This is a genomic window from Streptomyces sp. NPDC001852 (assembly GCF_042891825.1).
Classification (GTDB): Bacteria; Actinomycetota; Actinomycetes; order Streptomycetales; family Streptomycetaceae; genus Streptomyces.
In genome coordinates, this window is record NZ_JBIATN010000007.1 from 202,603 (window position 1) to 226,904 (window position 24,302).

Sequence of the window (24,302 nt, forward strand, 5' to 3'; positions counted from 1 at the left end):
TCAGAAGAGTGTCCCTTCTTCCGGCGCCTCAAGCTCCTTCAGCAGCTCCGGGCCGTTGTTGCGGACGTTGCTGACGGCCGTGGAGACCGGGTAGGCCCGCATCAGGCCGGGCGGGGGCGGGGCCAGCAGGTCGCGCAGGCCGTCGGGGTCGGTGCGGCCCGGGTCGAGCCAGGCGTCCCAGCGGTCCGGGGTGAGCATCAGCGGCATCCGGGGGTGGATGTCGACGAGGGAGTGCGGACCGTCGGCGGGGGCCACGGCCAGCGGGGTCCGCTCGGCCTCCGTGGTGATCACCGAGCAGGTGACCCACCAGGCCTGCGGGTGGTCGTCGGGCAGGGTGCGGTCGCGCCAGAACTCGTACAGCCCGGCCATCGCGAACACCGAGCCGTCGGCCGGCAGCACGAAGTACGGCTGCTTGCGCGGCCGCTTCTTCCTGCCCTCGACCTCCAGCTCGCGCTCCTGCGTGCCGGTGACCCACTCGTAGTAGCCGTCGGCCGGGACGATGCAGCGCCGGGCGGCGAAGGCACGGCGGTAGGCGGGCTTCTCGTGCACCGTCTCGGCGCGCGCGTTGATCATCCGGGCCCCACCCTCGGGCGTCTTGGCCCAGGACGGCACCAGTCCCCACTTCAGCTTGCGCAGCTGGCGAACCGGACGCGGGGAGTCCGCGTCTTTCAGGGGACGGTCGAGGACGGCGTAGACCTCCTTGGTCGGGGCCACGTTGTAGTCCGGCTCCAGGGTCTCCTCGGGCTCCCACTTCTCGATCTCAAAGATTCCTGCGAGATCCTCGGGCCTACGACTCGATGCATACCGTCCGCACATACGTGCCACACTGCCAGGCCCACCCGTCACCCGACCACCACCACCCAACAACGGCGCTCCGCGCCGACCCCCATTGATCACAAGGAGAGGGAGCCACTCGGACACATGGACAGCCTCGCCGCCCTCGCGCTGCCCGACCTCTGGGACCGGCTCACCGGCACCCAGCCCGACCCCGACCTGTGGGTGGTGCTCGCCACCTCGGCGGCCGCGCTCGCCGTCATCGTCCCGCACACCATGTGGCGGATATCCCGCAACGCGATCACCATCGCCCACGAGGGCGGCCACGGCCTGATCGCGCTGCTCACCGGCCGGCAGCTCACCGGCATCCGGCTGCACTCCGACACCAGCGGCCTCACGGTCAGCCGGGGCAAGCCGTACGGGCTCGGCATGATCCTGACGGCGGCCGCCGGGTACACGGCTCCTTCCCTGCTGGGACTGGGCGGGGCCGCGTTGCTGGCCGCGGGCCGGATCACCCTCCTGCTCTGGGCCGCGACGGCACTGCTGGTGGCGATGCTGGTGATGATCCGCAACGCGTACGGCGTGCTGACCGTGGTGCTGGCCGGGGGCGCCTTCCTGCTGGTGTCCTGGCTGGCGGGGCCCCAGGTGCAGGCCGCGTTCGCGTACGCGGTGGTGTGGTTCCTGCTGTTCGGCGGGGTGCGGCCGCCCTTCGAGCTGCAGCTGAAGCGGTCGCGGGGAGGAGCGGGGGACTCGGACGCGGACCAGTTGTCGCGGCTCACGCACGTGCCGGCGGGGCTGTGGCTGTTCCTGTTCCACGCGGTGTCACTGAGCTCGCTGATCGGCGGGGGCCGCTGGCTGCTGGAGGTGTGAGGAGATCCGCTCCGAAGGGGCGGCATCTCCTCCGGGGCCCCACTCGGCCGCGGACGAAGAACGCCCCCTCGGCCCTCCTTATAAAGTGGCCCCATGGCCCCGAACACCGCCCACCCCGCCCTCTGGCCCGCCCCGCACGCGAGCGGAGCCGTCGACGCGACGGTCCACGTGCCCGGGTCCAAGTCGGTCACCAACCGCGCGCTGGTGCTGGCCGCCCTCGCCTCCGAGCCCGGCTGGCTGCGCCGCCCGCTGCGCTCCCGCGACACCCTGCTGATGGCCGGGGCACTGCGCGCGATGGGCGTGGAGATCGAAGAGGGGGTCGGTCCGGACGGCACCGGCGAGGCCTGGCGGGTGCTCCCGACGGGCCTGCACGGCCCGGCCACGGTCGACGTCGGCAACGCCGGCACGGTGATGCGCTTCCTGCCGCCGGTGGCCGCGCTGGCCGACGGGCCCATCCGGTTCGACGGCGACCCGCGGTCGTACGAGCGCCCCCTGCACGGCGTGATCGACGCGCTGCGGGTGCTCGGCGCCCGGATCGACGACGACGGCCGCGGCGCGCTGCCGCTGACCGTGCACGGCGGCGGGGCCCTGGACGGCGGCCCGGTGTCGATCGACGCCTCGTCCTCCTCGCAGTTCGTGTCGGCGCTGCTCCTGTCCGGCCCGCGCTTCAACCAGGGCGTCGAGGTCCGCCACACCGGCACCACCCTGCCCTCCATGCCGCACATCCGGATGACCGTCGACATGCTGCGCGCGGTCGGCGCCCAGGTGGACACCCCGGAGTCGGGCGGCGAGCCGAACGTCTGGCGGGTGACGCCGGGCGCGCTGCTCGGCCGGGACCTGACGATCGAGCCGGACCTGTCCAACGCCCAGCCGTTCCTGGCCGCGGCCCTGGTCACCGGCGGCAAGGTGCTCATCCCGGACTGGCCGGAGCGCACCACCCAGCCGGGTGACCGGCTGCGGGAGATCTTCACCGAGATGGGGGGCTCCTGCGAACTCACCGAGTACGGGCTGGTGTTCACCGGTTCCGGCGCCGTCCACGGCATCGACGTGGACCTGGGTGACGTCGGCGAGCTGACCCCGGGCATCGCGGCGGTCGCCGCGCTCGCGGACTCCCCCTCGACCCTGCGGGGCGTGGCCCATCTGCGGCTGCACGAGACGGACCGGCTGGCCGCGCTCACCAAGGAGATCAACGAACTCGGCGGTGACGTCACCGAGACCGCCGACGGACTGCACATCCGCCCGCGCAGGCTGCACGGCGGGACCTTCCACACCTACGAGGACCACCGCATGGCCACGGCAGGCGCGATCATCGGTCTCGCCGTCGAGGGCGTGCGGATCGAGAACGTGGCGACGACGGCGAAGACCCTGCCGGACTTCCCCGAGCTGTGGACCGGGATGCTCGGGCAGTAGGGACGTACGTCATGCGCCGCTACGGCAAGCACACCGACGAGGACGACATCCGCACCCGTCCCGGCCGCCGGGGCACCCGGCCGCGCACCAACATCCGGCCCAAGCACGAGGACGCCGCCGAGGGGCTGGTCCTCACGGTCGACCGCGGCCGGCTGACCTGCCTGGTCGACGACCGGACCGTGCTCGCGATGAAGGCCCGCGAGCTGGGCCGCAAGGCGGCGGTGGTCGGGGACCGGGTGGCCCTGGTCGGCGACCTGTCCGGCAGGAAGGACACGCTGGCCAGGATCGTGCGGATCGAGGAGCGTTCGTCGGTGCTGCGGCGCACGGCCGACGACGACGACCCCTACGAGCGGGTGGTCGTCGCCAACGCCGACCAGCTGGCGATCGTCACGGCGCTGGCCGACCCGGAACCGCGCCCGCGGCTGATCGACCGCTGCCTGGTCGCGGCCTTCGACGGCGGCCTGGAACCGCTGCTGGTGATGACCAAGTCGGATCTGGCCCCGCCCGACAAGCTGCTGGAGCTGTACGGCGCCCTCGACATCCCGTACGTCGTCACCAGTCGCGAGGAGCTGGAGAGCGGGGACGCGGCGGACCGGGTGCGGGAGTACCTTGACGGCAGGGTCACCGCGTTCGTGGGCCACTCGGGCGTCGGCAAGACGACGCTGGTGAACGCGCTGGTCCCGCACGAGCGGCGCCGTATGACGGGCCGTGTGAACGCGGTGACCGGCCGCGGCCGCCACACCACGACGTCCGCCCTCGCCCTGCCCCTGTCCGATGCGGACGGCTGGGTCATCGACACCCCCGGGGTCCGCTCCTTCGGCCTGGCGCACATCGACCCGTCCCGGGTGATCCACGCCTTCCCGGATCTCGAACCCGGCACCGAGGGCTGCCCGCGCGCGTGCAGCCACGACGAGCCGGACTGCGCGCTGGACCCATGGGTGGAGGAGGGTCATGCGGACCCTGCGCGCCTGTACTCGCTGCGCCGGCTGCTGGCCACGCGGGAGCGCACGGAAGGCGACTGAGCCGCCCTGCGTTGTTTGCCGGGGCCCGGGTCCGGTAAGTGCATACTCGCACCGAGCCGGTGATCCGGATCAACGGGAGGACAGCACATGGCGTGGCTGCTGGTCATCGTGGCCGGGATTCTGGAGACCGGTTTCGCCGTGTGCCTGAAGCTCTCGCACGGATTCACCCGCCTCTGGCCGACCGTCGCCTTCGCCTCCTTCGCCCTCGGCAGCTTCGGCCTGCTGACCCTGTCCCTGAAGAAGCTCGACGTGGGCCCCGCCTACGCGGTGTGGACCGGCATCGGCGCCGCCGGCACCGCGATCTACGGCATGGTGTTCCTCGGCGACCTGGTCTCCACCCTGAAGATCGTCTCGATCAGCCTGGTCATCGTCGGGGTGATCGGGCTGCAGTTGTCGGGGTCGGCGCACTAGGCCGGTGCACCGCGGCAGGGGTTTGCGGAGAAACGGGGCCCTGGAGTCACACCGTCCGGCGGGGGACGACCGCCCGGATCAGCTCCGCCGTGCCGCCCTCCTCCGGCGGTGCCGCGACACAGGACAGGGCGAGGCGTACGGCCAGTTCGCAGGGGCGGGTCAGCTCGGCGGTGTCGGCGGGGGTGGCGGCGGGGCCGGTCAGCGCGGTGACCGCGCGGTCCCGCACGATCCGTACGAAGTCGCGGGGCGTGGGCAGCGGGCCGTCCGCGCGGCGCTGCGCCGGCACCGAGGAGGACGACGGTACGGCGGCGAGCGGCGGGGTGGGCAGCCATTCGCTCCAGCAGCCGGTGAGCAGGGCGCGGACCAGCGCGTTGTCCCGCGCGACGGAGCTCGTCCACTCGGCGACGGCGGTGAGCCGTTCCCCCGGCTCGCCCGGCCCGGCGAGGGCCCGCTCCACTCCGGCGAGGTATCCGTCGGCCTCCCGCCGCACCAGCGCCCGCGCCAGCCCGTCCTTGCTGCCGAACTCGTTGTACAGGGTCTGCCGGGACACTCCCGCCGCCGCGGCCACGTCGACCATCCGCACCGCGGACCACGGCCGGCGCGCGAGGGCCGTACAGGCGGCGTCCAGCAGGGACTCCCGGGCAGCAGGCATCATCGCCTCCCTGGGCGGAGCGGCTCTGCGCCCAGATTTGACGCGCCTGTATGCACTGTCAAGGGTTCGCGGTGGTTCATGGGTGCGCTTCACCTGCGCCCCGCGGCCAGCCGCAGTACAGGGCGCCCGGCGCGCCCCGCCCTTGGTGGCCCATACCGGCCACGGCAGATACCGTGCCCTACATGCCGGACTATCTCCACGACCTGCGTCTCGCCCACGTCCTCGCGGACGCCGCCGACGCCGCCACCATGGAACGCTTCAAGGCCCTCGACCTGAAGGTGGAGACGAAGCCGGACATGACCCCGGTGAGCGAGGCGGACAAAGCGGCGGAAGAACTGATCCGCGGCCAGCTCCAGCGCGCCCGCCCGAGGGACGCCGTCCTCGGTGAGGAGTACGGCGTCGAGGGCTCCGGCCCCCGCCGCTGGGTGATCGACCCCATCGACGGCACCAAGAACTACGTCCGCGGCGTCCCCGTCTGGGCGACCCTCATCGCGCTGATGGAGGCGGGCGAGGGCGGCTACGAGCCCGTCGTCGGCCTCGTCTCCGCCCCCGCCCTCGGCCGCCGCTGGTGGGCCGCGAAGGGGCACGGCGCCTTCACCGGCCGCAGCCTGACCTCCGCCGGCCGCATCCACGTCTCGGGCGTCGGCAGGCTCGCGGACGCGTCCTTCGCGTACTCCTCGCTCTCCGGCTGGGAGGAACAGGGCCGCCTCGGCGGCTTCCTCGACCTCACCCGGCAGGTGTGGCGCACGCGCGCGTACGGCGATTTCTGGCCGTACATGATGGTCGCCGAGGGATCGGTGGACATCTGCGCGGAGCCGGAGCTGTCGCTGTGGGACATGGCGGCCAACGCGGTCGTCGTCACCGAGGCCGGCGGCACCTTCACCGGCCTCGACGGCCGTCCGGGCCCGCACAGCGGCAACGCGGCGGCGTCCAACGGCCTGCTGCACGACGAGTTGCTGGGGTATCTCAACCCGCGCCACTGAGACACGGGAGTACTTCCGGTACGCCCTCAACTGGCGCCACGCGCCCCCTTGTTGACCCGTCCTTTACCTGGCACTCTGGGTCTACCCCCACTTGTGAACTTGTGAATCGATGCACAACGGCAGCGATTCCTAGGAGGTGGCCCCACCCATGCTCGTCCGTGACGCCATGAGCACGGTGATCCTCACCGTCGGTCCCGCCCACACCCTCCGCCAGGCAGCCGCCCTGATGTCGGCCCGCCGCGTCGGTGCCGCCGTCGTCCTCGACCCGGACGCGGGTGGCATCGGCATCCTCACCGAACGCGACATCCTCAACTCCGTCGGCCTCGGCCAGAACCCCGACACGGAACGCACCCACGCCCACACCACCACCGACGTCGTCTTCGCCGCTCCGAGCTGGACCCTGGAGCAGGCCGCACGCGCCATGACCCATGGCGGCTTCCGGCATCTGGTCGTCCTCGACCGCGGCGAGGTGGCCGGGATCGTCTCGGTCCGCGACATCATCCGCTGCTGGGCCCCGGCCCGCGAGCCCGCACCGGTGCTCTGAACACGCTCGGAGCATGCGGAACGGGCCGGACCCCGAGCACCGTGGGGTCCGGCCCGCCCAGCGGCGAGCGCCGCCGGTCAGTGGTGCCGGCTCAGCCGCGCAGCGCCTGCACCGCCGCCTCCAGCCGCTTGCCGAAGCCGGCGTCGGCATGGCGGAAGTTGCCGATCGCCCGCTCGACGATGTCGTCCTTCGACACCCGGGCGATGAACCCGGAGAGGTTGGCGATCAGTCGCTCCCTCTCCTCCTCCGACATCAGCCGGTAGAGGTCACCCGCCTGCACGAAGTCGTCGTCCTCGGCGTGCACGGGCGTCGGGTGGTTGCCGGTGGAGCCGTCGGCGGAGGTGGCCTGCCACAGCGGACGGCCGGTCTGCCGCGGTCCGCCGAAGCTGTTCGGCTCGTAGTTCTTCGCCCCGCCGTGCCGGCCGTCGTACAGGAAGCCGTCGCGGGAGTTCGTGCGCGCCTCGGTGGCGTGCGGACGGTTGACCGGCAGGTGGTCGGCGTTGATCCCGACGCGGTAGCGGTGCGCGTCGCCGTACGCGAAGAGCCGGCCCTGGAGCATCTTGTCCGGCGAGGGGCCGATGCCCGGCACGAAGTGGGCGGGGCTGAAGATCGACTGCTCGACCTCGGCGAAGACGTTCCGCGGGTTGCGGTTCAGCACCAGCCTGCCGATCTCGACGACCGGGTAGTCCGCGTGCGGCCAGACCTTGGTCAGGTCGAACGGGTTGAAGCGGTACGTCGCCGCGTCCGCCGCCGGCATGATCTGCACCCCCACGGTCCAGCTCGGGAAGTCCCCGCGCTCGATCGCCTCGCGCAGGTCGCGCTGGTGCGAGTCGGGGTCCTTGCCCGCGAGGATCTCGGCCTCGTCCGCGGTGAGGTTCCTGATCCCCTGGTCGGTCTTGAAGTGGTACTTGACCCAGAAGACCTCGCCGGCCGCGTTGTTCCACTGGAAGGTGTGCGAGCCGAAGCCGTCCATGTGGCGGTACGACGCCGGGATGCCACGGTCGCCGAACAGCCAGGTCACCTGGTGGGTCGACTCCGGTGACAGCGACCAGAAGTCCCACACGTTGTCGGCTTCCGTGGAGCCGGTGTACGGGTCGCGCTTCTGGGTGTGGATGAAGTCCGGGAACTTGATCGCGTCCCGGATGAAGAACACCGGGGTGTTGTTGCCGACGAGGTCGTAGTTGCCCTCCTCGGTGTAGAACTTCAGCGCGAAGCCCCGCGGGTCCCGGACGGCGTCCGCCGCACCCAGGTTGCCGGCCACCGTGGAGAAGCGCAGGAAGACCTCGGTCTCCTTGCCGACCTCGGAGAGGAAGGCGGCACGGGTGTACGGCGTGACGTCGGCGGTGACGGTGAAGGTGCCGTAGGCTCCCGCGCCCCGCGCGTGTACGACCCGCTCCGGAATGCGCTCCCGGTTGAAGTGGGCGAGCTTCTCCAGCAGGAGCTGGTCCTGGACGAGGACCGGTCCGCCGACGCCCGCCGTCTCGCTGTTCTGGTTGTCGGCGACCGGAGCACCGGCCTCCGTGGTGAGCGGTCCCTGCGTCACGCGCGCCTCCTGCGTCATTCCTGACCTGTCCTGTCCCAGTCCTGTCCTGTGGCCAAAGCCGTTCCAGATCCTACATTGGACTAGTTCTAAGTCAAACAGCGATCCAAACTCACACCTATTCCCGTCCTGGTCGCCGTTGCTGTTAGGCTGGACTCATGAGCGACCTTCTGGAACGGCTGCGTGGACGCGGATGGCGGATGACCGCGCAGCGGCGCGTCGTGGCCGAGGTCCTCGACGGCGAGCACGTCCATCTGACGGCCGACGAGGTCCATGCGAGGGCTGTCGCGAAGCTGCCCGAGATCTCCCGGGCGACCGTCTACAACACGCTGGGTGAGCTGGTCTCCCTCGGCGAGGTGCTGGAAGTCGCGACGGACAGACGCGCCAAGCGCTACGACCCGAACGCGCACCGGCCGCACCACCACCTGGTCTGCGCCCGGTGCGGTGCGATCCGTGACGTCCACCCCACGGGCAACCCGCTCGCCGACCTGCCCGACACCGAACGCTTCGGCTTCACCGTGTCGGACGTCGAGGTGACGTACCGGGGGCTGTGCCCGGACTGCGCGAAGGCGTGACCCGCCGCCTCTTCGGAGCCCCGGCGACCGCCGGGGCTCTTTGCGTGTCGCACGCGCATCACGCATCGCCCACACAAACACCGAGGGCCGGAACCCATCTCTGGATTCCGGCCCTCGGCCTTCAGTAGCGGGGACAGGATTTGAACCTGCGACCTCTGGGTTATGAGCCCAGCGAGCTACCGAGCTGCTCCACCCCGCGTCGGTGAACACGACATTACGTGAGGGGGGTCGACGGAAGCAAATCGATTACCCGGGACGTGGCCGGGCTCACTCGTTCACGCCGACAGTTCCTCCCGCAGCGCATCCCGCAGCCGCCCCGCCCGCTCCGAGACCTCCGCCGGTCCCAGCTCGACCGCGCGGTCGGCCCACTTCTGCCCCTCCGCCAGCTCACCCCGACGCGCGTAGACAAGGGCCAGCCGCAGTGCCGCCCGGCCGTGCCCGGCGTCGGCCGCGCGGGTCCACCACACCGCCGCCTCCGGCTCGCTCCCCTCCCGCGCCAGCAGCAGCCCGAGGTTGAAGGCGCCGTTGCGCGACCCGGCCTCCGCCGCCGACCGGTACCAGCGCGCCGCCTCGACCACGTCACCCCGTGCCGCCGCGAGCATGCCGACCCGCACCTGCGCCCGCCGGTGCCCCTGGGTCGCCGCCCGCTCGTACCACTCCTCGCACTCGGTCTTCTCGTGCACGGTCTCGCCGAGCTCGTGCGCCGGCTCCGGCGGCCGCCGAGCGTCGAGCAGCGCCGCCAGCCGGTACGCCGCCTCCGCGCTGCCCCCGCCGGCCGCGCACCGCAGATGCCGCTCGGCCTCCTGCTCCTCGCCCCCGCGCAGCCGGGCGATCCCGACCTGGAGCGCGGCCTCGGTGTGCCCGGCGGCGGCCGCCCGCTCGTACCAGCGCAGCGCCGTGGCCTCCTCGCCGCGCCCGGCGTAGAGGATGCCGAGGTTGAAGGCGGCGTCCACGCTGCCGGCCTCCGCGGCCTTGGAGAACCACGGCTCGGCGCCGGTGGTGTCGCTGCCCTGGAGCAGCAGGATGGCGAGCGCGTTGGCGGCCTCCCGGTGCCCGGCGTAGGCGGCCCGCCGGTACCACTGCTCGGCCTGCGCGGTCCGTCCCTGCTCGGCGCAGAGCAACCCGAGGTTGTAGGCGCCGTTGTCGTCACCGGCGTCCAGGGCCGCCCGGTACCAGCGCTCGGCCGTCTGCGTCTCGCCGCGCTCGGCGTGCAGCGCGCCGAGCGCGTTGGCCGCGTTGCCGTCGCCCTCCTGAGCGGCGCGCAGCCACCACACGGCCGCGCTCTCGGTGTCCCCGGCGTCGCGCAGCAGAAAGCCCAGCGCGCAGGCGGCCCGGAACTCGCCGTCCTTGGCGGAGGTCAGATACCAGCGCCCGGCCTCCTTCAGCTCCCCGCGCTTCTCCAGGATCGCCCCGAGGTGCAGCGCGGCACGCCGGTGACCGCGTGCGGCGGCCTGCCGGTACCACTGCTCGGCCTCCTCGACAGCGTTGTCGGACCCGGCCTCGTCCTCTCCCGCGGCCCGCTGGTCGAGCGCGCGCGCCAGCCGGTAGGCGGCCTCCCGGTGGCCGCGCTCGGCCGCGGCGCGCATCCAGTGCTCGGCGCCGACGTCCCCGCGGTGCTCCAGCAGGTCGGCGAGCGCGTAGGCGCCGAGGACGTGGCCCTGCTCGGCGGACTGGCGCAGCCAGTACTCGGCGGCGGGTTCGTCCCCGCGCTCACGGTGGTAACGGCCCAGCGCGTGCGCGGCGGCGGCGGAACCGGCGACGGCGGCGATGCGCCACCAGCCGGCGGCCTCCTCGGGGTAGCCGCGCTGGTGCAGCAGGACACCCAGATTGTTGGCGGCGGCCCGGTCGCCGGCCGCGGTGGCGGCCCGCAGGTGGGGTTCGGCTCCGTCGAGGTCGCCGCGGCGCAGCCGCATGGCTCCGAGGACGCTCGCCGCCTCGGCGTCGCCGCTCTGCGCGGCCAGCCCGAGGCGCACCTCCTCCGCGGCGTCCCCCATCTCGCTCAGCTCGTCGCGGGTCGGCTCCTCACCGGAAGTCTGCACAAATCGCCCTGACTCGAACAGAGTTGCCTTGTCCCCCATAACGTCCATCGTCGCACCACCTGCACCTGGGTACACCCGGTATACCGCAGCCCGTGAGGTCACTTCAGCGTTTTGTCGACATGCCCACAGGACGACAAGTCAAACACACCGTCCTCAACTCCCCACGGCGGCGCGGCCGTCCCTCCCCCCAGTACATGAGTTCGCACACCACGAAGGCCCGGATCCTTGGGGATCCGGGCCTTCGACTGCAGTAGCGGGGACAGGATTTGAACCTGCGACCTCTGGGTTATGAGCCCAGCGAGCTACCGAGCTGCTCCACCCCGCGCCGTTGCGTGTCAACCGTATCACGACACGGGGTGCGCTTGATCAACTCTTTTTCCCGCTCCCGTTCTTGCCGCCGCCGGACTGGCCGGCCCTGGCCTCCGCCTCCTGCGCCCGCTGCAGCGCGTCCTTCAGGTCCTTCTGGGCCTTGGCGTACGCGGCCCAGTCCGGCCCGTTCGTCCCCTGCAGGGCCTTCTGCCCCGCGTCGTACGCCTTCTGCGCGTCGGCCAGGGCCTGTTGGACTGTCGGGTTGGTGGACGACGGCGGGTTGGTGGTGCCGGTGTCCGGTGGCGTGGTGGTCGAACCCTCCACGCCGAACACCTTGTTGAGCGCCTCGTCGAGGGTGTCCTCGAACGCCGTCTTGCCGTTGTAGGTGACCAGCACCTTCCCCAGCAGGGGGTACTTCAGCTTGCCGCCGAGGACGTAGACCGGCTCCGCGTACAGCAGCCCGCCGTCCAGCGGTACGGTCAGCAGATTGCCGTACTCGACCTTGGAGTGCCCGCGGGTGAGCAGGCTGATCGTCTCGGCGATGTCCGGCCGGGAGTTGAACTGGCTCTGCACCTGTTTGGGACCGTCGGCCGTCGTACTGGTCGGCAGTTTCAGGATTCTGATCTTGCCGTAGTCACTGGTGCCCGGGTCGGAGTCGACCGCCATGAACGCGCTGAGGTTGTCCCGGCCGTTCGGCGTGAACGTCGTCGTCAGCGAGAACGTCTGCCTGCTCTGGTCCGGCATCTTCATGCTCAGGTAGTACGGCGGCACCGCGCTGCCCGAGTCGTTGGTCGGGTCGTCGGGCACCTGCCAGACCTCGCTGCCGGTGAGGAACGTCTGCGCGTCCGTCACGTGGTAGCGGGAGAGCAGTTCGCGCTGGACCTTGAACAGGTCCTGCGGATAGCGCAGATGGGCCAGCAGGTCCTTGGAGATGGCGTTCTTCGGCTGCACCGTGCCCGGGAACGCCTTCATCCAGGTCTTCAGCACGGGGTCCTGGGTGTCCCACTGGTACAGCCTGACCTCGCCGGTGTACGCGTCGACGGTCGCCTTCACCGAGTTGCGGATGTAGTTGACCTGGTTCTGCTGGGCCACCACCGCGCGGTTGTTGTTGGCGGCGGTGAGCGAGTCGGCCGTCGTGTCGCCCAGGGTCGTACGGGAGGAGTACGGGTAGCCGTTCGACGTGGTGTACGCGTCGACGATCCACTGGATGTGGCCGTCCACGACCGCCGGGTAGGCGTCCCCGTCGATGGTCAGCCAGGGAGCGACCGCCTCCACGCGCTCCTTGGGCGTGCGGTTGTACAGGATCCGCGAGCCCTTGCCGATCGCGCCGGAGTAGAGGATCTGCGGCTCGTTGAACGCCACCGCGTACGCGGCCCGGTTGATCGGATTGTCGAGGTTGACGCCGCTCTTGCCGGTGTACCTGGTGGTCTTCTCGGTGCCGTCGTCCCTCGAGTAGTCGACCTCCTGCTGCGGTCCGCCGACGATGGAGTACGTGGTGGTCTTCTCGCCGTAGTAGACGCCCTGCTGGCACGCGCCGAGGTCGCCCTTGGACGGCAGGCCGGACTCGGTGAAGACCGGCTGGCCCTGGTCGTCGGCTTCGGTGCCCTTGGCGGCGACCACGCCGTAACCGTGCGTGTAGCGGAAGTGGTCGTTGATCCAGTTGTTGCTCGGGACGCCGTCCAGGTTCAGCTCGCGCAGCCCGATGACCGTGTCCTGCGCCGTGGCGTCCGCGCCGTCCTTCGCGGAGTACCGGTCGACGTCCAGGTTGGTCGGGAAGGCGTAGTACTTCTTCATCTGCTGCGCCTGCTGGAACGTCGGCGAGACGATGTTCGGGTCCATGATCCGGATGCTCGCCGCGGCGTCCGCGTCACTGCGCAGCCTGGGCCTGTCCGTGGCCGTGGACTTGCCGGCGTACTCGGTGACCTTGGTGTCGTCGATGCCGTACGCCTCGCGGGTGGCCTCGATGTTCTTCTGGACGTACGGGGCTTCCTTGGCCTGCTCGTTGGGCTGGACCTGGAACTTCTGCACGATCGCCGGGTACAGGCCGCCGATCAGGACGGCCGACAGGACCATCAGGCCGAAGCCGATGACCGGCAGCTGCCAGGTGCGCCGCCACAGTGTGGCGAAGAACAGCAGCGCGCAGATGACGGCGATGCAGAACAGGATCGTCTTCGCCGGCAGATAGGCGTTGGCGTCGACGTAGCGCAGGCCGGTCCACTGGCCGGTCGCCTTGAAGTCGCTGGACTTGACGGCCAGGCCGTACCGGTCGAGCCAGTAGGCGACCGCCTTGAGGGCGACGAAGACGCCGAGGAGCACCGACAGGTGCCCGGTCGCGGCGGCGGTGGCCTTCGCGCCGGGGCTGGTGACGCGCAGCCCGCCGTACAGATAGTGCGTGAGCGCGGCGGCGATCAGGCACAGGATGGCGGTGGCGAAGCCGAAGCCGAGCAGAAAGCGGTACCAGGGCAGATCGAAGGCGTAGAAGGAGACGTCGAGGTGGAACTGGGGATCCTTCTGGTGGAAGGGCACGCCGTTGACCCACATCAGCCAGGTCCGCCACTGGCCGGCCGCGGAGGCGCCGGCGATCAGCCCGACGAGCGCGGTGACGGCGAGCAGCAGCCACTTCTTGTACGGCGCGATGCCCATCCGGTAGCGGTCGAGGCTCTGCTGCTCCATGGACATGGCGCTCAGCGGGGGCCGCAGCCGGTGCGCCAGCCAGATGTTGACCCCCACCGCGACCGCCATCAGCACACCGAAGACGAAGAAGAGGCCGATCTTGGTCCACAGTGTGGTCGTGAACACCGACGAGTAGTGCACCGACCGGTACCACAGCCAGTCCGTCCAGAAGCCCGCGAACATGGTGAACGCCATGCCGAGGACGGCCAGGACGCCCAGCGTCATCAGCAGGGTCCGGACACCGCGGGACGGTCGTCCCGCTCTGATCCGCGGCCCCGTCGGGCCTCCGCCGCGGTCCGGCATCTGGAAAGCCAAGGTGCGCACCTCGAAGTTCGCTGTCGATCCGTCAGGCCCTCGTGTTCGCGGACCCGCCGTGGCCCCCCGTGATCGCGGACCCACACCTATGCAACTTACTCACGCTTTGCTCGGTTCCCGATTCGGGCGGGGAACGAGGCAGGATTGTGACCATGTCCAACACTCCCATGGCAGCGAGCCCGCTCACCCGGGCCGTACTCGAGATCGACGAGTACGTCTCCGGCCTCGGCTGGGACCAGCCCGCCCGCCTCTTCGCCCTTGTCGACACCGCACGGCTACGGGCTCAGGAACCCGCGCTCGCGGCCCAGCTGGGCCTTGAGGACGAGTCCGCCTCCACCGGTCTCACCCCGATCGAGCAGGACGAGATCCCGTCCGGCAAGCCGCTGGACGACTTCCTCGGCACCATCGCCTGGCCCGACGCGGTGGTCGGCTGCGCGCTCTCGGTGGAGCGCCTGATGCTGCCGCCGTCCGCCGAGGCGCAGGTCCCGAAGAACCTGAGCGAGGCCAAGCTGACCAGGTGGGTCGCCGAGCACCCCGAGCGGCAGGAGGTCCGCATGACGGTCGCGGTGCTGCGCGACGGCGGCCGCGAGTCGGCGCTGCGGCTGCGTGAGAAGGACTCCCCGACGGAGGTCCTGACCGGCCCCGACCTGGTGCCGGGCCTGGCCGAGGCCCTGGCGGCGACGTTCGAGGACTGACCCCGCCCGCTTCGCCGCGCGGCCCCGCCCGGTTCGGTACGGCGATGGGGGCGCCCCTGCCGCGAGGGGCGCCCCCAGCCGTGTGTCACCGTCGCGCGTGCGTGCCGCTCAGCCCTTGGTGGTGCACTGGGGCAGCGCCGCGGTGTTACCGCTGCGGATGTCCTTCAGGGCGTCGAGCGCGTCCCCGATCGTCCTGACCTTGACCAGCTTCAGCCCGCTCGGGGTGTCCTTGGCGGCGGCGGCGCAGTTGTCGGCGGGCGTCAGGAAGTACTGGGCGCCCCTGTCGCGCGCGCCGACGGTCTTCATCTCGACGCCGCCGATCGGCCCGACGGTGCCGTCGTCGTCGATGGTGCCGGTGCCGGCGACGAACTTGCCGCCGGTCAGGCTGCCCGGAGTCAGCTTGTCGTAGATGCCGAGGGCGAACATCAGACCGGCGCTGGGCCCGCCGACGTCGGCGAGCTTGATGTCGATGCTGAACGGGAAGGTGTGGTCGGTCCCGGCCGAGATCCCGACGATGGCGCGCTTGGGCCCGGTGTCGTCGGAGGGCTTGGTGGTGAGGGTGACGTCCTGCGTCTTCGCCGCCGTCCGGTGTGCCTTCTCGGCGGCGGCCTGGTCCTTGACGGGCACGACGGTGAAGACGACGTTCTGCCCGGGCTTGTGCTTGGTGACGAGCTTGGCGACGTCGGAGGGCTGCTTCACCACCGTGCCGTCGACGGCCTTGATCACGTCACCGGCGTGCAGCCGGCCCTCGGCGGGTGAGCCCTTGATGACGGTGGAGACGATCACCCAGGACTTCACCGGGATGCCCAGTTCCTTCAGTGCGGCGACCTTGGCGCTCTCCTGGGACTGGCTGAACTCCTCGGCGTTCTGCTGTGAGGACTGCTCCTCGGTCGTCCCGCTCGGGTAGAGCGTGTCGTGCGGGACGACCTTGGTGTCGGGGTCCAGCCAGCCGTAGACGGCCTGTACCAGGTTCATGCGGAAGTCCGCGCTGGTCACCCGGACGGTCGTCATGTTCAGGTGGCCGTCGGTCGGGTACGTCCTGTGCCCGGAGATCTGCAGCACCGGCTCGCCGTCATGGTCCTCGAGCGTGTTCACGGTCGGGCCGGGAGACATCTCCGCGTACGGCACGGGGATGAGCACTCCCGCGCACAGGAGCGCGATCAGCATGAGGGTGGAGGCGAGCATCGTCGCGGTGCGGCGTGGCATGCCACGACAGTACGGGACGCCTCTGTCAGCGCACCGTCAGGGCACCCCCGTCACGCGCCGCCGGCACCCGTGTGGGATCTCTCCATGGCCTCGCGGAACCGGGCATAGCCGTCCAGCTCCGGCCCGTCGCCGCGCACCTTACGAGTCCGATTGGCCCAACTGCCCCACAGTCCGCCGCCGATCGCGGCCACAAGCGGAATCAGCAGCCAGACAAGCGCCCCCATGCCGACCTCCCAACGCCACGAGCGTCCGCAACTGACTGATCAGCAGATTAACCATCCGCACTGACAACGCTCACGCGAGGGTGCCGGTTACGCAACATGGAGTCGTCCATGTGCTCCGAGTGACGCAGGAGTGCGGGTGGGAGCGAGGCGGGGCCGCGGCAGCCGTCAGCAGGCCCCCACCCATTCCTCCGTGCCGTCGGAGAACCTCTGGTGCTTCCAGATGGGCACCTCGTGCTTGAGGTCGTCGATCAGCTTGCGGCAGGCGTCGAAGGCCTCGGCCCGGTGCGGACAGGCGACGCCGACGACCACGGCGAGATCCCCGATCCGCAGGTCCCCCACCCGGTGCACGGCGGCCAGCGCCCGCACCGGATAGGCGGCCACCACCTTCTCGGCGATCCGTCGCATCTCGGCCTCGGCACTGGGATGGCAGGAGTACCCGAGCGCGTCCACGTCCGCACCCGCGTCGTGGTTGCGGACGGTCCCCACGAACAGGGCGATGCCCCCGGCCGCGTCGTCCCCGACGGCCCGGAACACCTCGTCCACGGAGAGGGCGGTCTCCCGGACACCGATCAGCTTGATGGGATCCTGCGCCGCCTGCTCACCGGGGTGCTCGTTCGCGTGTGCCATGCCCCCATCGTGCCGCACGCCTGTGACAGCGGGGAATACGAGATTCACCAGGCACGCGCGCGGGGACGTTTGGAGTGTCCTACGACGTGGCGGGGGCCCGGCGGCACCCCGCCCACCCGGCTCACGCGCGCCGCCGGGCCTTCCGGGCGCGCCGGACCACAGCGGCGGCGCCGAGCAGCGCCACCGTGGCTCCCGCGGCGCCCGCGGCCGTCGCGTCCTTGCGCCCGAGGCGCCGTCCGGCCACCGTGTGCCGCCCGGAGACCTCCTCCAGCAGCTCCGCGAGGACCTCCTCGTTGGTCCACCGAGGCCGCCACCCGGCGTCGTGCAGCCGGCTCCCGCTGACCACCCACGGGTACATCGTGTACGCCAGATCCCCCGCCGGTGACGGCGTGAGCCCGATCCGGTGCAGCCGGGCCGCCGCGCCCAGCGCCACCGCCGACGGCAGCTCCATCCGCCGGATCCCGCTGAGCTCCTCGACCTCCTCCTGTTCCAGCCACCCGTCGCAGCCGACGGCCAGTTCCCCGTCGACCTTCTCCAGGACGGCGTACTCCAGGGCACTGCACAGGTCCTCGACGTGGCAGAACTGCCACGCGGGCCGCGACCCGGCGACGACCAGCAGCCGCGGCGACTCGAAGTACCGGGTCAGGGCGGTGTCCGTGCCCCCGACCAGCACCGCGGGCCGTACGACGGTGACGTTCAGCCCCGGGTGCGCGCGCGGCGCCCGCCGGGCCAGCCGCTCGATCTCCAGCAGGTCGCCCACCCCGGTGGCCTCGGCGGTCGCGCGCAGCTCGGCGTCCTCCGAAAGGGGCAGCTCGTTGTCCGGCAGCGCGCCGTAGACCATGGCCGAGGTGCACAGCACGACCCGGTGCACGCCGGCCGCCGCGGCGGCGGTCAGCACGGTCTGCGTCCCCCGGACGTTGTAAGCGGTGCGAGCGGCCGGATCGGTCTCCAGGTCCAGGTCGAGCGCGAGGTGGACGACCACGTGGGCGCCCCGCAGCTTGTCCGCGATGGCAGGGTCGCGGACGTCGAGGATGTGCCACTGCGCCTCGGCGCACTCGCCGCGCCGCTCGTCGATCGCGATGACCTGCTTGACCTCCTCGGAGGCGGCGAGCCGCTCGGTGAGCAGGGCGCCGACACCGGTGGCGGCGCCGGTGACCGCGACGACGGGTCCGCGCACCGCGGGAGGGGTTGAAGGGTTTCGCGCTGCGCGAACCTGCGGATCTGGGGAACTCACCGGGCGTCTCCAGCGGTTGTCTTCAGTACGGGCGCGAGTGACGCGTACGTACCAGGTGTATCCATCCTGCCGCAGGCCTTCCGTGGGTGAAGCACCGAGGCCCGATCGGGTCCGGGTGTCTACGCTGGGTGGTGTTGTCGGGCAGCCGCGCCGCCGGAGAGAACCGGCGGCCTTACCAGCCGAGGAATCCCGTGAGTGACACCCCATTCGGTTTCGGTCTTCCGCCGGAGGAGCCGGAGGACGGCGACGAGGGCAAGAAGAAGGACCAGCAGAGCGGTGGTGGGCAGGGACCGGCCAACCCGTTCGGCTTCGGCGGCCTGCCCGGAGCCGGAGGCTTTGGCGGCCCCGGCGCCGACAATCCGCTCGCAGCGATGTTCGGGTCGCTGAACCCCACCGACCTGGGCGCCGCGTTCCAGCAGCTGGGCCAGATGCTCTCCTACGAGGGCGGCCCGGTGAACTGGGACATGGCCAAGCAGATCGCCCGCCAGACGGTCGCCCAGGGCAGCCCGGACGGCACGAAGGACGCGAGCGTCGGCCCGGCCGAGCGCAGGGCGGTCGAGGAGGCCGTCCGCCTGGCCGACCTGTGGCTGGACGACGCGACGTCCCTGCCATCGGGCTCCGCCTCGGCGGTCGCCTGGTCCCGTGCGGAGTGGGTCGAGGCGACCCTGCCCGCCTGGCAGGAGCTGGTCGACCCGGTCGCCGAGCGGGTCGGCGCCGCCATGGGCGACGTCCTGCCGGAGGAGATGCAGGCCATGGCGGGCCCGCTGATCGGCATGATGCGCTCGATGGGCGGCGCCATGTTCGGCACCCAGATCGGGCAGGCCGTCGGCGTGCTCGCGGGCGAGGTCGTCGGGTCCACCGACATCGGTCTGCCGCTCGGCCCGGCCGGCAAGGCCGCGCTGCTCCCGGCCAACGTGGAGGCCTTCGGCAAGGACCTCGGCGTGCCGCAGGAGGAGGTGCGGCTGTACCTGGCCCTGCGCGAGGCCGCCCACCAGCGTCTGTTCGCGCATGTGCCGTGGCTGCGCTCGCACCTGTTCGGCGCGGTCGACGGGTACGCGCGCGGGATCAAGGTCGACACCGCGAAGCTGGAGGACGTGGTCGGCCAGTTCGACCCGCAGAACCCCGAGCAACTGCAGGACGCACTCCAGCAGGGCATGTTCCAGCCGGAGGACACCCCGGAGCAGAAGGCCGCCCTGGCCCGTCTGGAGACCGCTCTGGCGCTCGTCGAGGGCTGGGTGGACGCGGTGGTCCACGCGGCCGCGAAGCCCCGTCTGGCGTCCGCCGACGCCCTGCGCGAGACCCTGCGCCGCCGCCGGGCCACGGGCGGCCCCGCCGAGCAGACGTTCGCCACGCTAATCGGTCTGGAGCTGCGCCCGCGCCGGCTGCGCGACGCCTCCCGTCTGTGGGCCTCGCTCACGGACGCGCGCGGGGTCGACGGCCGGGACGGCCTGTGGGCCCACCCGGACATGCTGCCGACGGCGACCGACCTGGACGACCCGGACGGCTTCGTGCACCGCGAGCAGCTGGACTTCTCCGAGCTGGACAAGATGCTGGGCGAGGCCGCCGGCGGCTCGCAGGGCAAGCCGGACCTGCGCAAGAAGGACGACGACGGCGAGGGCGACGACACCGAGTGAGCCTGCATGACGACGCGGTCCTCGTGCTGAAGGGGTACGAGGACCAGGACGAGCTGCGCCAGGACTACCTGGACCATCTGGCGGCCCACCCGGACGGCATGTGGAAGGCCTGCCACGCGGGCCATGTCACGGCGAGCGCCCTGGTGGTCGATCCCGGGCGCGGCCGGGTACTGCTCACGCTGCACAGGAAGCTGCGGATGTGGCTGCAGATGGGCGGCCACTGCGAGCCGGGCGACGCCTCGCTCGCCGCCGCGGCCCTGCGCGAGGCCACGGAGGAGTCCGGCGTCCTGGGGCTGACCCTGCTGCCCGGCGGCCCGGTGCGCCTGGACCGGCATCCGATCCCGGCGCCGTGCCACTGGCACTACGACGTCCAGTACGCGGCCCTGGCCCCCGCGGACGCCGAGCACACGATCAGCGACGAGTCCCTCGACCTGCGCTGGTTCGCCTACGACGAGGTGGCGGCGGTGGCCGACGAGTCGGTCGTACGCCTGCTGGAGGCGACACGCGCCAGGCTCTGAACGTGTAAGGGGCGTCCGCATGAGCGGCCGCCCCTTACGTTTGTTTCCTGGACGGTCAGCTCCAGACGTTGCCCTGGTTCTGTCCCCGCGCCCCGTGCTGCCCCATGCCGAACTGCGCGGCGAGACCCTGCCCGATCACCGCGTTCTGCGGCGGCAGCAGCTCGCTGGGCTGGACCAGCGCGAACCCGGAACCCATGAAGCTCAGCTCCCAGCCCTCACCGGTGTTGCCGCGCCGGCGCCACACTCCGGAGGAATGGGTCTGGGCCTGCATCTGCACGCGCAGCCCGGTGGACCAGGCGACGATCGCGTCCGCGTCGCAGTTGACGTACCTGTCCGGTGTGACCTGCATCAGCAGCGGCGCGCCCGAGGTCATCAGGGCGACCTTGCCGCGTCCGGTGATGTTCAGCTGGTACTTGCCGGACCCGGAGATGCCGTAGAGGCTGTCGACGGCGATGACCTCGTGGTGCAGCGAGGAGTCCGTGGCGAGGACGTAGGAGCTGTCGACGGTCAGGCCGTCCTGCTCGACATCCATGATGTGCACGTGCTGGGCGAGGTTGGCGAGATACACCGTGCCCTGCCCGTGACAGCGCATCAGGTCCAGGCCCTCGCCGGTGTACGCACGCGCGCGTGCCTGGTTGTTGCTCTGGTACTCGGCGTCGAACTCCATCAGCCCCTGGTAGGCGACCATGGCGCCCTTGCGGGCGAGGATGTCGTCATGGCCCTCCAGGGTGACGCGGAGCAGCTGCGCGTTCTGCAGGCTCCAGCGTTCCTGGGTCTGGAGGTCGTTGTGCGCGAAAAGCGGGCTCTGCATGGCTTACTGACTCCCCCTCAGCCCCGGATCCGGATGCGGTCGGTGCTGTCCTCGCTGGGCTGGACGACGACGATGCCCTGACCGGAGAACGCCATCTGGTAGGCCTCACCGCTGCCCCGGCCGATCAGCGACTGCGCCTTGAAGCTGCGCTTGCCCTTCACCTTCAGGTTCGGCGACCAGGCGACGAGCGCGTCCGGGTCGACGTACGTCTCGTCCTCACCGCCGCCGCAGTCGACGACGATCGGCTCGCCGCGGGAGGTCAGCGCGACCCAGCCCTGCCCGGAGATCCTCGTGTTCCACAGGCCCTGCCCGGCGAACTTCGCGAGCCCCTTGACCCGTTCCACGCCCCAGCTGAGGTGCGCGTCGAAGGCGAGCAGGTTGGTGGCGTTGACGGAGATGCCGTCGCCGTTGAGGTTGATCACGACGACGTTCGCACCGTAGTCGGCGAGGTAGAGCAGGCCGTCCCCGGTGCACTTCATCAGCGGCGCGCCCTCGCCGGTGATCCAGTCGCGGGCGATCTGGCGGACGGCCGGCGGGTTGGGCTCGTACTGGACGAAGCCTTCGTAGGCGACCATCGAGCCCACGCGCGCGAGGAGGTCGTTTCCGGTCTGCATGGCGACCTTCAGCATGTGGCTGCCGTGGTTCTCCATGCGGGCGGTGACGGGTGCGGGGGCGTAGCCCGCGAGCGGCTGGTTCATGACGGGCTCCCTCTAGACCTCGTACGGCTGGACGACGATGAAGTTGCCGGGCGCGCCCCGGAACTGGAGGTTGACGCTCTCGCCGGTGTCGCCCGGGTAGGCGTTGCGGCGCATGCGGACCTGGCTGGAGACGATCACCTGGGAGGCGGCCGACCAGGCGACGACCGCGTTGCAGTCGGCGAAGGTGGTCGGCGTGACCGGCAGGACCACGGGCGTGCCGTGCGTCTTGACGACGATCGTGCCGGTGCCCTGGAACTGCATGGTGAACAGCGCCCCACCGGGGATGCCGTGGCCCTCGATGCGGCGCACCTCGTGGTGCAGGCTCTCGTCGAAGGCGAGGACGTTCTCGGCGGAGACGCAGATCGCGTCGCCCTGCAGCTCGACGGGGTGCAGATGGGTGGAGTTCTCGGCGAGGAACACCTGGCCGTTGCCGGTGCAGCGCATCAGCTGCATCTCCTGGCCGGTGGCGTGGCCGACGATCCGTCCGGCGAATCCGGCGCCCTTGTAGCCGAAGTCGACCTTGCCCTGGTAGAGCACCATGCTGCCCTGCCTGGCCAGCACGGGCTGCCCGCCGATGCCGAGGTCGACGCGGATGAGCTTCTTGTTCTGCTGCGTCCAGCGCTGCCCGGTCGGCGTCTCCTTGTACATGTGCAGCGCGGCCGCCACACCGGCACCGCCCTGCGGGGCGCCCTGCGGCACGCCGTGGCCGCCGGGTTGCTGGTGCCCGTAGCCCGGGGACATCGGCGGGGCGGGATGACCGCCGTAGGAGGGCGGCTGCTGGCCGTAGCCCGGGGGCATCGGCGCGGTCGCCTGGCCGCCGTAGGAGTGCTGCTGGGGCGGCTGGCCGTACGGCTGATGCGGGGGCTGGCCGTACGGTGCGGGTGCCGGGGCCGGCGGCGGGACGGTGCCACCGGCGGGCGGGGTCAGGGGAGCGATGACCGTCGGCGCGGCGTGCACGTTCGGCGCGGGCGCCGGGGCCGGTGCGTGGGGCGGGGGCGGCGTGTGGCTCTGCGGGGTCTGGCCGGGCGGCGGGGTGAAGCCCTGCGGGGGCGTGGCTCCTGACGGCGGGGCGAAGCCCTGGGCGGCGGGCTGCGGCGCGGGAGCGGCAGGCGCAGGTGCCGGAGCGGGCGCGGCAGCCGGCGCGGGGGCGGGCGGGGCGGCGAACGGGGGCGGGGTCGCGGCCTGGGCGGGCGGGGCGAAGCCGGGGACGGCACCGGTCTGCGGCTGCTGCGGGGCGGCCGGCGCCTCCTCCTCCAGCACCTCGCCGCCGAAGTTCTTCAGCAGCGCCTCCAGACCGCCGTCGAAGCCCTGTCCGACGGCGGCGAACCGCCACACGTCCTTCAGGTAGATGTCGCCGAGCATCACGGCCCGCTCGGTGGAGAACTCCGCGCCGTTGAACGCGTACCGCGCGACCTCCTCGCCGCCCGCCACGATGCGCAGGTAGCCGGGGGCGATCTGCGACATCTGCCCGGCGCCGTCGACGGTCGCCGTGAAGGACAGCTTGCGGATGTGCGACGGGATCCGGTCCAGGGTGACCCGGAACGACTCGGTGTCGCCCGCCTGGGCACCCAGCAGCTGGATGGACTCCTCGGGGGACTTCGGCTGGTTGAAGAAGACGAAGTACCGGTCGTCCGAGAGGCGCTCGTCGGCGTCCAGACCGAAGCAGCTGATGTCGAAGGTCAGCCCGGGTGCGGAGATCTGCACGCCTACGTACAGATCCGTGCCCGCCGTCAGGTCACTGATCCTGGCCTTGTGGCCGCGTTGGAATTCCCTGGCCATGCGTAACGACCGTCCCCCATCCCGAATGTGAGTGCGTCGCGCCAGGCTAACGGCAAAGTCCGACGGCGGACGCAGCCGGTACAGACCCGGTACACAACCGCACCCGGAGGAGGACGGACAGCGCCGGGCTCACTCCCCGCGCACCCCGGGCACATGCGGCAGCCGTTCCGCGGCGACCACCCCTTCGAGGTAGCCACGGGCCCGCTCGGTGCGCGGATATGCCTCCAGCAGCCGCCAGAAGTCCGCCCCGTGACCGGGGACCAGCAGATGGGCCAGCTCATGGCAGAGGACGTAGTCGACGACGTACTCCGGCATCCCCTGCAGCCGGTGCGAGAGCCGGATGCTGCCCTCCGCCGGGGTGCACGAACCCCAGCGCGTGTTCTGGTTGGTGACCCAGCGTACGGAGGCGGGACGGGCCCGGCCGTCGAAGTACTGGTCCGACAGCCGCTCGGCACGCTCGGCGAGCTCGGCGTCGCCGAGAACCCGCCGGCTCTCCTGGGCGGCGAGTTTGTCGAGCATGACGGTGATCCAGCGCTGTTCCTCCGCCTTCGACATCCGGGCGGGGATCAGTACGACGGTGCGATCGCCCTCGCGGTACGCGGAGACCGTCCGGCGGCGCCGGGAACTCCTGCGGACCTCGATCGCGCTCGCCCCCGAGCCGCCGGGTGGCTGGCTCGTCGTGCTGCGCTGTGGCTTTCCGGCGCGGTGCAGTGGGTCGGCGGGCACGCCCCGACGTTACCCGCTGGGCGTGGCCGAAGT

23 protein-coding genes and 2 tRNA genes are annotated in these 24,302 nt (G+C 71.4%); 10 read left to right on the forward strand and 15 right to left on the reverse strand.

Going from position 1 to position 24,302, the window contains the following annotated elements:
* Positions 1-816, reverse strand: a complete 816-nt coding sequence (locus tag ACFYZB_RS14830) for an SOS response-associated peptidase (protein ID WP_351208042.1) — start codon at positions 814-816, stop codon at positions 1-3.
* A gap of 105 nt (positions 817-921) precedes the next feature.
* Here ACFYZB_RS14830 and ACFYZB_RS14835 point away from each other — a divergent pair, with 105 nt between their 5' ends.
* The 4 genes from ACFYZB_RS14835 (at position 922) to ACFYZB_RS14850 (ending at position 4,487) form a co-directional block, all read left to right on the forward strand.
* Positions 922-1,644 carry a M50 family metallopeptidase gene (locus ACFYZB_RS14835; RefSeq protein WP_388758394.1) on the forward strand — a complete coding sequence of 241 codons (723 nt, stop codon included), beginning with the start codon at positions 922-924 and terminating at the stop codon, positions 1,642-1,644.
* A 93-nt stretch (positions 1,645-1,737) separates the two neighbouring features.
* Positions 1,738-3,054, forward strand: coding sequence for a 3-phosphoshikimate 1-carboxyvinyltransferase (gene aroA, locus ACFYZB_RS14840; protein WP_351208040.1), 1,317 nt, complete (start codon positions 1,738-1,740; stop codon positions 3,052-3,054).
* An 11-nt stretch (positions 3,055-3,065) separates the two neighbouring features.
* Positions 3,066-4,076, forward strand: coding sequence for a ribosome small subunit-dependent GTPase A (gene rsgA / locus ACFYZB_RS14845; protein WP_388758396.1), 1,011 nt, complete (start codon positions 3,066-3,068; stop codon positions 4,074-4,076).
* Between the two features lie 87 nt (positions 4,077-4,163).
* Positions 4,164-4,487 carry a multidrug efflux SMR transporter gene (locus tag ACFYZB_RS14850; protein ID WP_055710521.1) on the forward strand — a complete coding sequence of 108 codons (324 nt, stop codon included), beginning with the start codon at positions 4,164-4,166 and terminating at the stop codon, positions 4,485-4,487.
* A gap of 46 nt (positions 4,488-4,533) precedes the next feature.
* Here the strand turns inward: ACFYZB_RS14850 and ACFYZB_RS14855 are convergent, their stop codons facing one another.
* The gene (locus ACFYZB_RS14855) at positions 4,534-5,142 is read right to left on the reverse strand and encodes a TetR/AcrR family transcriptional regulator (RefSeq protein ID WP_388758398.1); all 609 of its coding nucleotides are present in this window, start codon (positions 5,140-5,142) and stop codon (positions 4,534-4,536) included.
* 179 nt (positions 5,143-5,321) lie between these two features.
* Here ACFYZB_RS14855 and hisN point away from each other — a divergent pair, with 179 nt between their 5' ends.
* Positions 5,322-6,122, forward strand: coding sequence for a histidinol-phosphatase (gene hisN, locus ACFYZB_RS14860; protein ID WP_388758400.1), 801 nt, complete (start codon positions 5,322-5,324; stop codon positions 6,120-6,122).
* A 148-nt stretch (positions 6,123-6,270) separates the two neighbouring features.
* Positions 6,271-6,666: a cyclic nucleotide-binding/CBS domain-containing protein gene (locus ACFYZB_RS14865; protein ID WP_388758402.1), complete on the forward strand. Its 396-nt coding sequence runs from the start codon at positions 6,271-6,273 to the stop codon at positions 6,664-6,666.
* 91 nt (positions 6,667-6,757) lie between these two features.
* Here the strand turns inward: ACFYZB_RS14865 and ACFYZB_RS14870 are convergent, their stop codons facing one another.
* The gene (locus ACFYZB_RS14870; RefSeq protein WP_388758404.1) at positions 6,758-8,209 is read right to left on the reverse strand and encodes a catalase; all 1,452 of its coding nucleotides are present in this window, start codon (positions 8,207-8,209) and stop codon (positions 6,758-6,760) included.
* A gap of 155 nt (positions 8,210-8,364) precedes the next feature.
* Between ACFYZB_RS14870 and ACFYZB_RS14875 the strand changes: the two genes are divergently transcribed.
* On the forward strand, positions 8,365-8,781 hold the full coding sequence (locus ACFYZB_RS14875) for a Fur family transcriptional regulator (RefSeq protein WP_388758406.1): 417 nt from the start codon (positions 8,365-8,367) through the stop codon (positions 8,779-8,781).
* Positions 8,782-8,906: 125 nt separating this feature from the next.
* Here the strand turns inward: ACFYZB_RS14875 and ACFYZB_RS14880 are convergent.
* The 4 genes from ACFYZB_RS14880 to ACFYZB_RS14895 all read right to left on the reverse strand — a co-directional run bounded on the left by ACFYZB_RS14880 (position 8,907) and on the right by ACFYZB_RS14895 (position 14,105).
* Positions 8,907-8,980, reverse strand: a tRNA-Met gene (locus tag ACFYZB_RS14880).
* A 76-nt stretch (positions 8,981-9,056) separates the two neighbouring features.
* Entirely contained in the window at positions 9,057-10,868 is a 1,812-nt protein-coding gene (locus ACFYZB_RS14885) for a sel1 repeat family protein (protein WP_388758408.1), read from the reverse strand.
* Positions 10,869-11,071: 203 nt separating this feature from the next.
* Positions 11,072-11,145 (reverse strand) — tRNA-Met (locus ACFYZB_RS14890).
* A gap of 41 nt (positions 11,146-11,186) precedes the next feature.
* Positions 11,187-14,105, reverse strand: coding sequence for a UPF0182 family protein (locus ACFYZB_RS14895; protein WP_388758598.1), 2,919 nt, complete (start codon positions 14,103-14,105; stop codon positions 11,187-11,189).
* 164 nt (positions 14,106-14,269) lie between these two features.
* Here ACFYZB_RS14895 and ACFYZB_RS14900 point away from each other — a divergent pair, with 164 nt between their 5' ends.
* Positions 14,270-14,812 (forward strand): PPA1309 family protein, encoded by a 543-nt coding sequence (locus ACFYZB_RS14900; protein WP_351208032.1) that lies wholly within the window; start codon positions 14,270-14,272, stop codon positions 14,810-14,812.
* A gap of 108 nt (positions 14,813-14,920) precedes the next feature.
* On the opposite strand, the gene ACFYZB_RS14905 is transcribed toward ACFYZB_RS14900, so the two are convergent.
* The 4 genes from ACFYZB_RS14905 to ACFYZB_RS14920 form a co-directional block, all read right to left on the reverse strand.
* Positions 14,921-16,018, reverse strand: a complete 1,098-nt coding sequence (locus ACFYZB_RS14905; RefSeq protein WP_388758410.1) for a PDZ domain-containing protein — start codon at positions 16,016-16,018, stop codon at positions 14,921-14,923.
* A 50-nt stretch (positions 16,019-16,068) separates the two neighbouring features.
* Positions 16,069-16,242, reverse strand: coding sequence for a hypothetical protein (locus ACFYZB_RS14910; RefSeq protein ID WP_351208030.1), 174 nt, complete (start codon positions 16,240-16,242; stop codon positions 16,069-16,071).
* Positions 16,243-16,407: 165 nt separating this feature from the next.
* Positions 16,408-16,869: a molybdenum cofactor biosynthesis protein MoaE gene (locus ACFYZB_RS14915; RefSeq protein WP_388758412.1), complete on the reverse strand. Its 462-nt coding sequence runs from the start codon at positions 16,867-16,869 to the stop codon at positions 16,408-16,410.
* A 121-nt stretch (positions 16,870-16,990) separates the two neighbouring features.
* Positions 16,991-18,103, reverse strand: coding sequence for an SDR family oxidoreductase (locus tag ACFYZB_RS14920; RefSeq protein WP_351208028.1), 1,113 nt, complete (start codon positions 18,101-18,103; stop codon positions 16,991-16,993).
* 191 nt (positions 18,104-18,294) lie between these two features.
* Between ACFYZB_RS14920 and ACFYZB_RS14925 the strand changes: the two genes are divergently transcribed.
* Both ACFYZB_RS14925 and ACFYZB_RS14930 read left to right on the forward strand, forming a co-directional pair.
* A complete protein-coding gene (locus ACFYZB_RS14925; protein ID WP_388758414.1) occupies positions 18,295-19,737 on the forward strand; it encodes a zinc-dependent metalloprotease in 1,443 nt (480 codons plus the stop codon).
* The gene (locus ACFYZB_RS14930) at positions 19,734-20,255 is read left to right on the forward strand and encodes an NUDIX hydrolase (protein ID WP_388758416.1); all 522 of its coding nucleotides are present in this window, start codon (positions 19,734-19,736) and stop codon (positions 20,253-20,255) included. The genes ACFYZB_RS14925 and ACFYZB_RS14930 overlap by 4 nt, the downstream gene beginning before the upstream one ends.
* A 55-nt stretch (positions 20,256-20,310) precedes the next feature.
* On the opposite strand, the gene ACFYZB_RS14935 is transcribed toward ACFYZB_RS14930, so the two are convergent.
* The 4 genes from ACFYZB_RS14935 to ACFYZB_RS14950 form a co-directional block, all read right to left on the reverse strand.
* Positions 20,311-21,066: an AIM24 family protein gene (locus ACFYZB_RS14935; RefSeq protein WP_388758418.1), complete on the reverse strand. Its 756-nt coding sequence runs from the start codon at positions 21,064-21,066 to the stop codon at positions 20,311-20,313.
* Between the two features lie 17 nt (positions 21,067-21,083).
* Positions 21,084-21,764, reverse strand: coding sequence for an AIM24 family protein (locus tag ACFYZB_RS14940; RefSeq protein ID WP_388758420.1), 681 nt, complete (start codon positions 21,762-21,764; stop codon positions 21,084-21,086).
* Between the two features lie 12 nt (positions 21,765-21,776).
* Positions 21,777-23,543, reverse strand: a complete 1,767-nt coding sequence (locus tag ACFYZB_RS14945; protein WP_388758422.1) for a TerD family protein — start codon at positions 23,541-23,543, stop codon at positions 21,777-21,779.
* A 129-nt stretch (positions 23,544-23,672) separates the two neighbouring features.
* Positions 23,673-24,269 (reverse strand): M48 family metallopeptidase, encoded by a 597-nt coding sequence (locus ACFYZB_RS14950; protein ID WP_388758424.1) that lies wholly within the window; start codon positions 24,267-24,269, stop codon positions 23,673-23,675.
* Between the last annotated feature and the right edge of the window lie 33 nt (positions 24,270-24,302).

Excerpts from the sequence above, each read along its gene's own strand:
- ACFYZB_RS14905 (WP_388758410.1), bottom strand. The coding sequence starts at position 16,018 with ATGCCACGCCGCACCGCGACGATGCTCGCCTCCACCCTCATGCTGATC.
- ACFYZB_RS14850 (WP_055710521.1), top strand. The coding sequence starts at position 4,164 with ATGGCGTGGCTGCTGGTCATCGTGGCCGGGATTCTGGAGACCGGTTTC.
- ACFYZB_RS14835 (WP_388758394.1), top strand. The coding sequence starts at position 922 with ATGGACAGCCTCGCCGCCCTCGCGCTGCCCGACCTCTGGGACCGGCTC.
- ACFYZB_RS14915 (WP_388758412.1), bottom strand. The coding sequence starts at position 16,869 with ATGGCACACGCGAACGAGCACCCCGGTGAGCAGGCGGCGCAGGATCCC.
- aroA (WP_351208040.1), top strand. The coding sequence starts at position 1,738 with ATGGCCCCGAACACCGCCCACCCCGCCCTCTGGCCCGCCCCGCACGCG.
- ACFYZB_RS14885 (WP_388758408.1), bottom strand. The coding sequence starts at position 10,868 with ATGGACGTTATGGGGGACAAGGCAACTCTGTTCGAGTCAGGGCGATTT.
- ACFYZB_RS14935 (WP_388758418.1), bottom strand. The coding sequence starts at position 21,066 with ATGCAGAGCCCGCTTTTCGCGCACAACGACCTCCAGACCCAGGAACGC.
- ACFYZB_RS14865 (WP_388758402.1), top strand. The coding sequence starts at position 6,271 with ATGCTCGTCCGTGACGCCATGAGCACGGTGATCCTCACCGTCGGTCCC.
- hisN (WP_388758400.1), top strand. The coding sequence starts at position 5,322 with ATGCCGGACTATCTCCACGACCTGCGTCTCGCCCACGTCCTCGCGGAC.
- ACFYZB_RS14900 (WP_351208032.1), top strand. The coding sequence starts at position 14,270 with ATGTCCAACACTCCCATGGCAGCGAGCCCGCTCACCCGGGCCGTACTC.
- ACFYZB_RS14855 (WP_388758398.1), bottom strand. The coding sequence starts at position 5,142 with ATGATGCCTGCTGCCCGGGAGTCCCTGCTGGACGCCGCCTGTACGGCC.
- ACFYZB_RS14940 (WP_388758420.1), bottom strand. The coding sequence starts at position 21,764 with ATGAACCAGCCGCTCGCGGGCTACGCCCCCGCACCCGTCACCGCCCGC.
- ACFYZB_RS14895 (WP_388758598.1), bottom strand. The coding sequence starts at position 14,105 with ATGCCGGACCGCGGCGGAGGCCCGACGGGGCCGCGGATCAGAGCGGGA.
- ACFYZB_RS14945 (WP_388758422.1), bottom strand. The coding sequence starts at position 23,543 with ATGGCCAGGGAATTCCAACGCGGCCACAAGGCCAGGATCAGTGACCTG.
- rsgA (WP_388758396.1), top strand. The coding sequence starts at position 3,066 with ATGCGCCGCTACGGCAAGCACACCGACGAGGACGACATCCGCACCCGT.
- ACFYZB_RS14830 (WP_351208042.1), bottom strand. The coding sequence starts at position 816 with ATGTGCGGACGGTATGCATCGAGTCGTAGGCCCGAGGATCTCGCAGGA.
- ACFYZB_RS14910 (WP_351208030.1), bottom strand. The coding sequence starts at position 16,242 with ATGGGGGCGCTTGTCTGGCTGCTGATTCCGCTTGTGGCCGCGATCGGC.
- ACFYZB_RS14875 (WP_388758406.1), top strand. The coding sequence starts at position 8,365 with ATGAGCGACCTTCTGGAACGGCTGCGTGGACGCGGATGGCGGATGACC.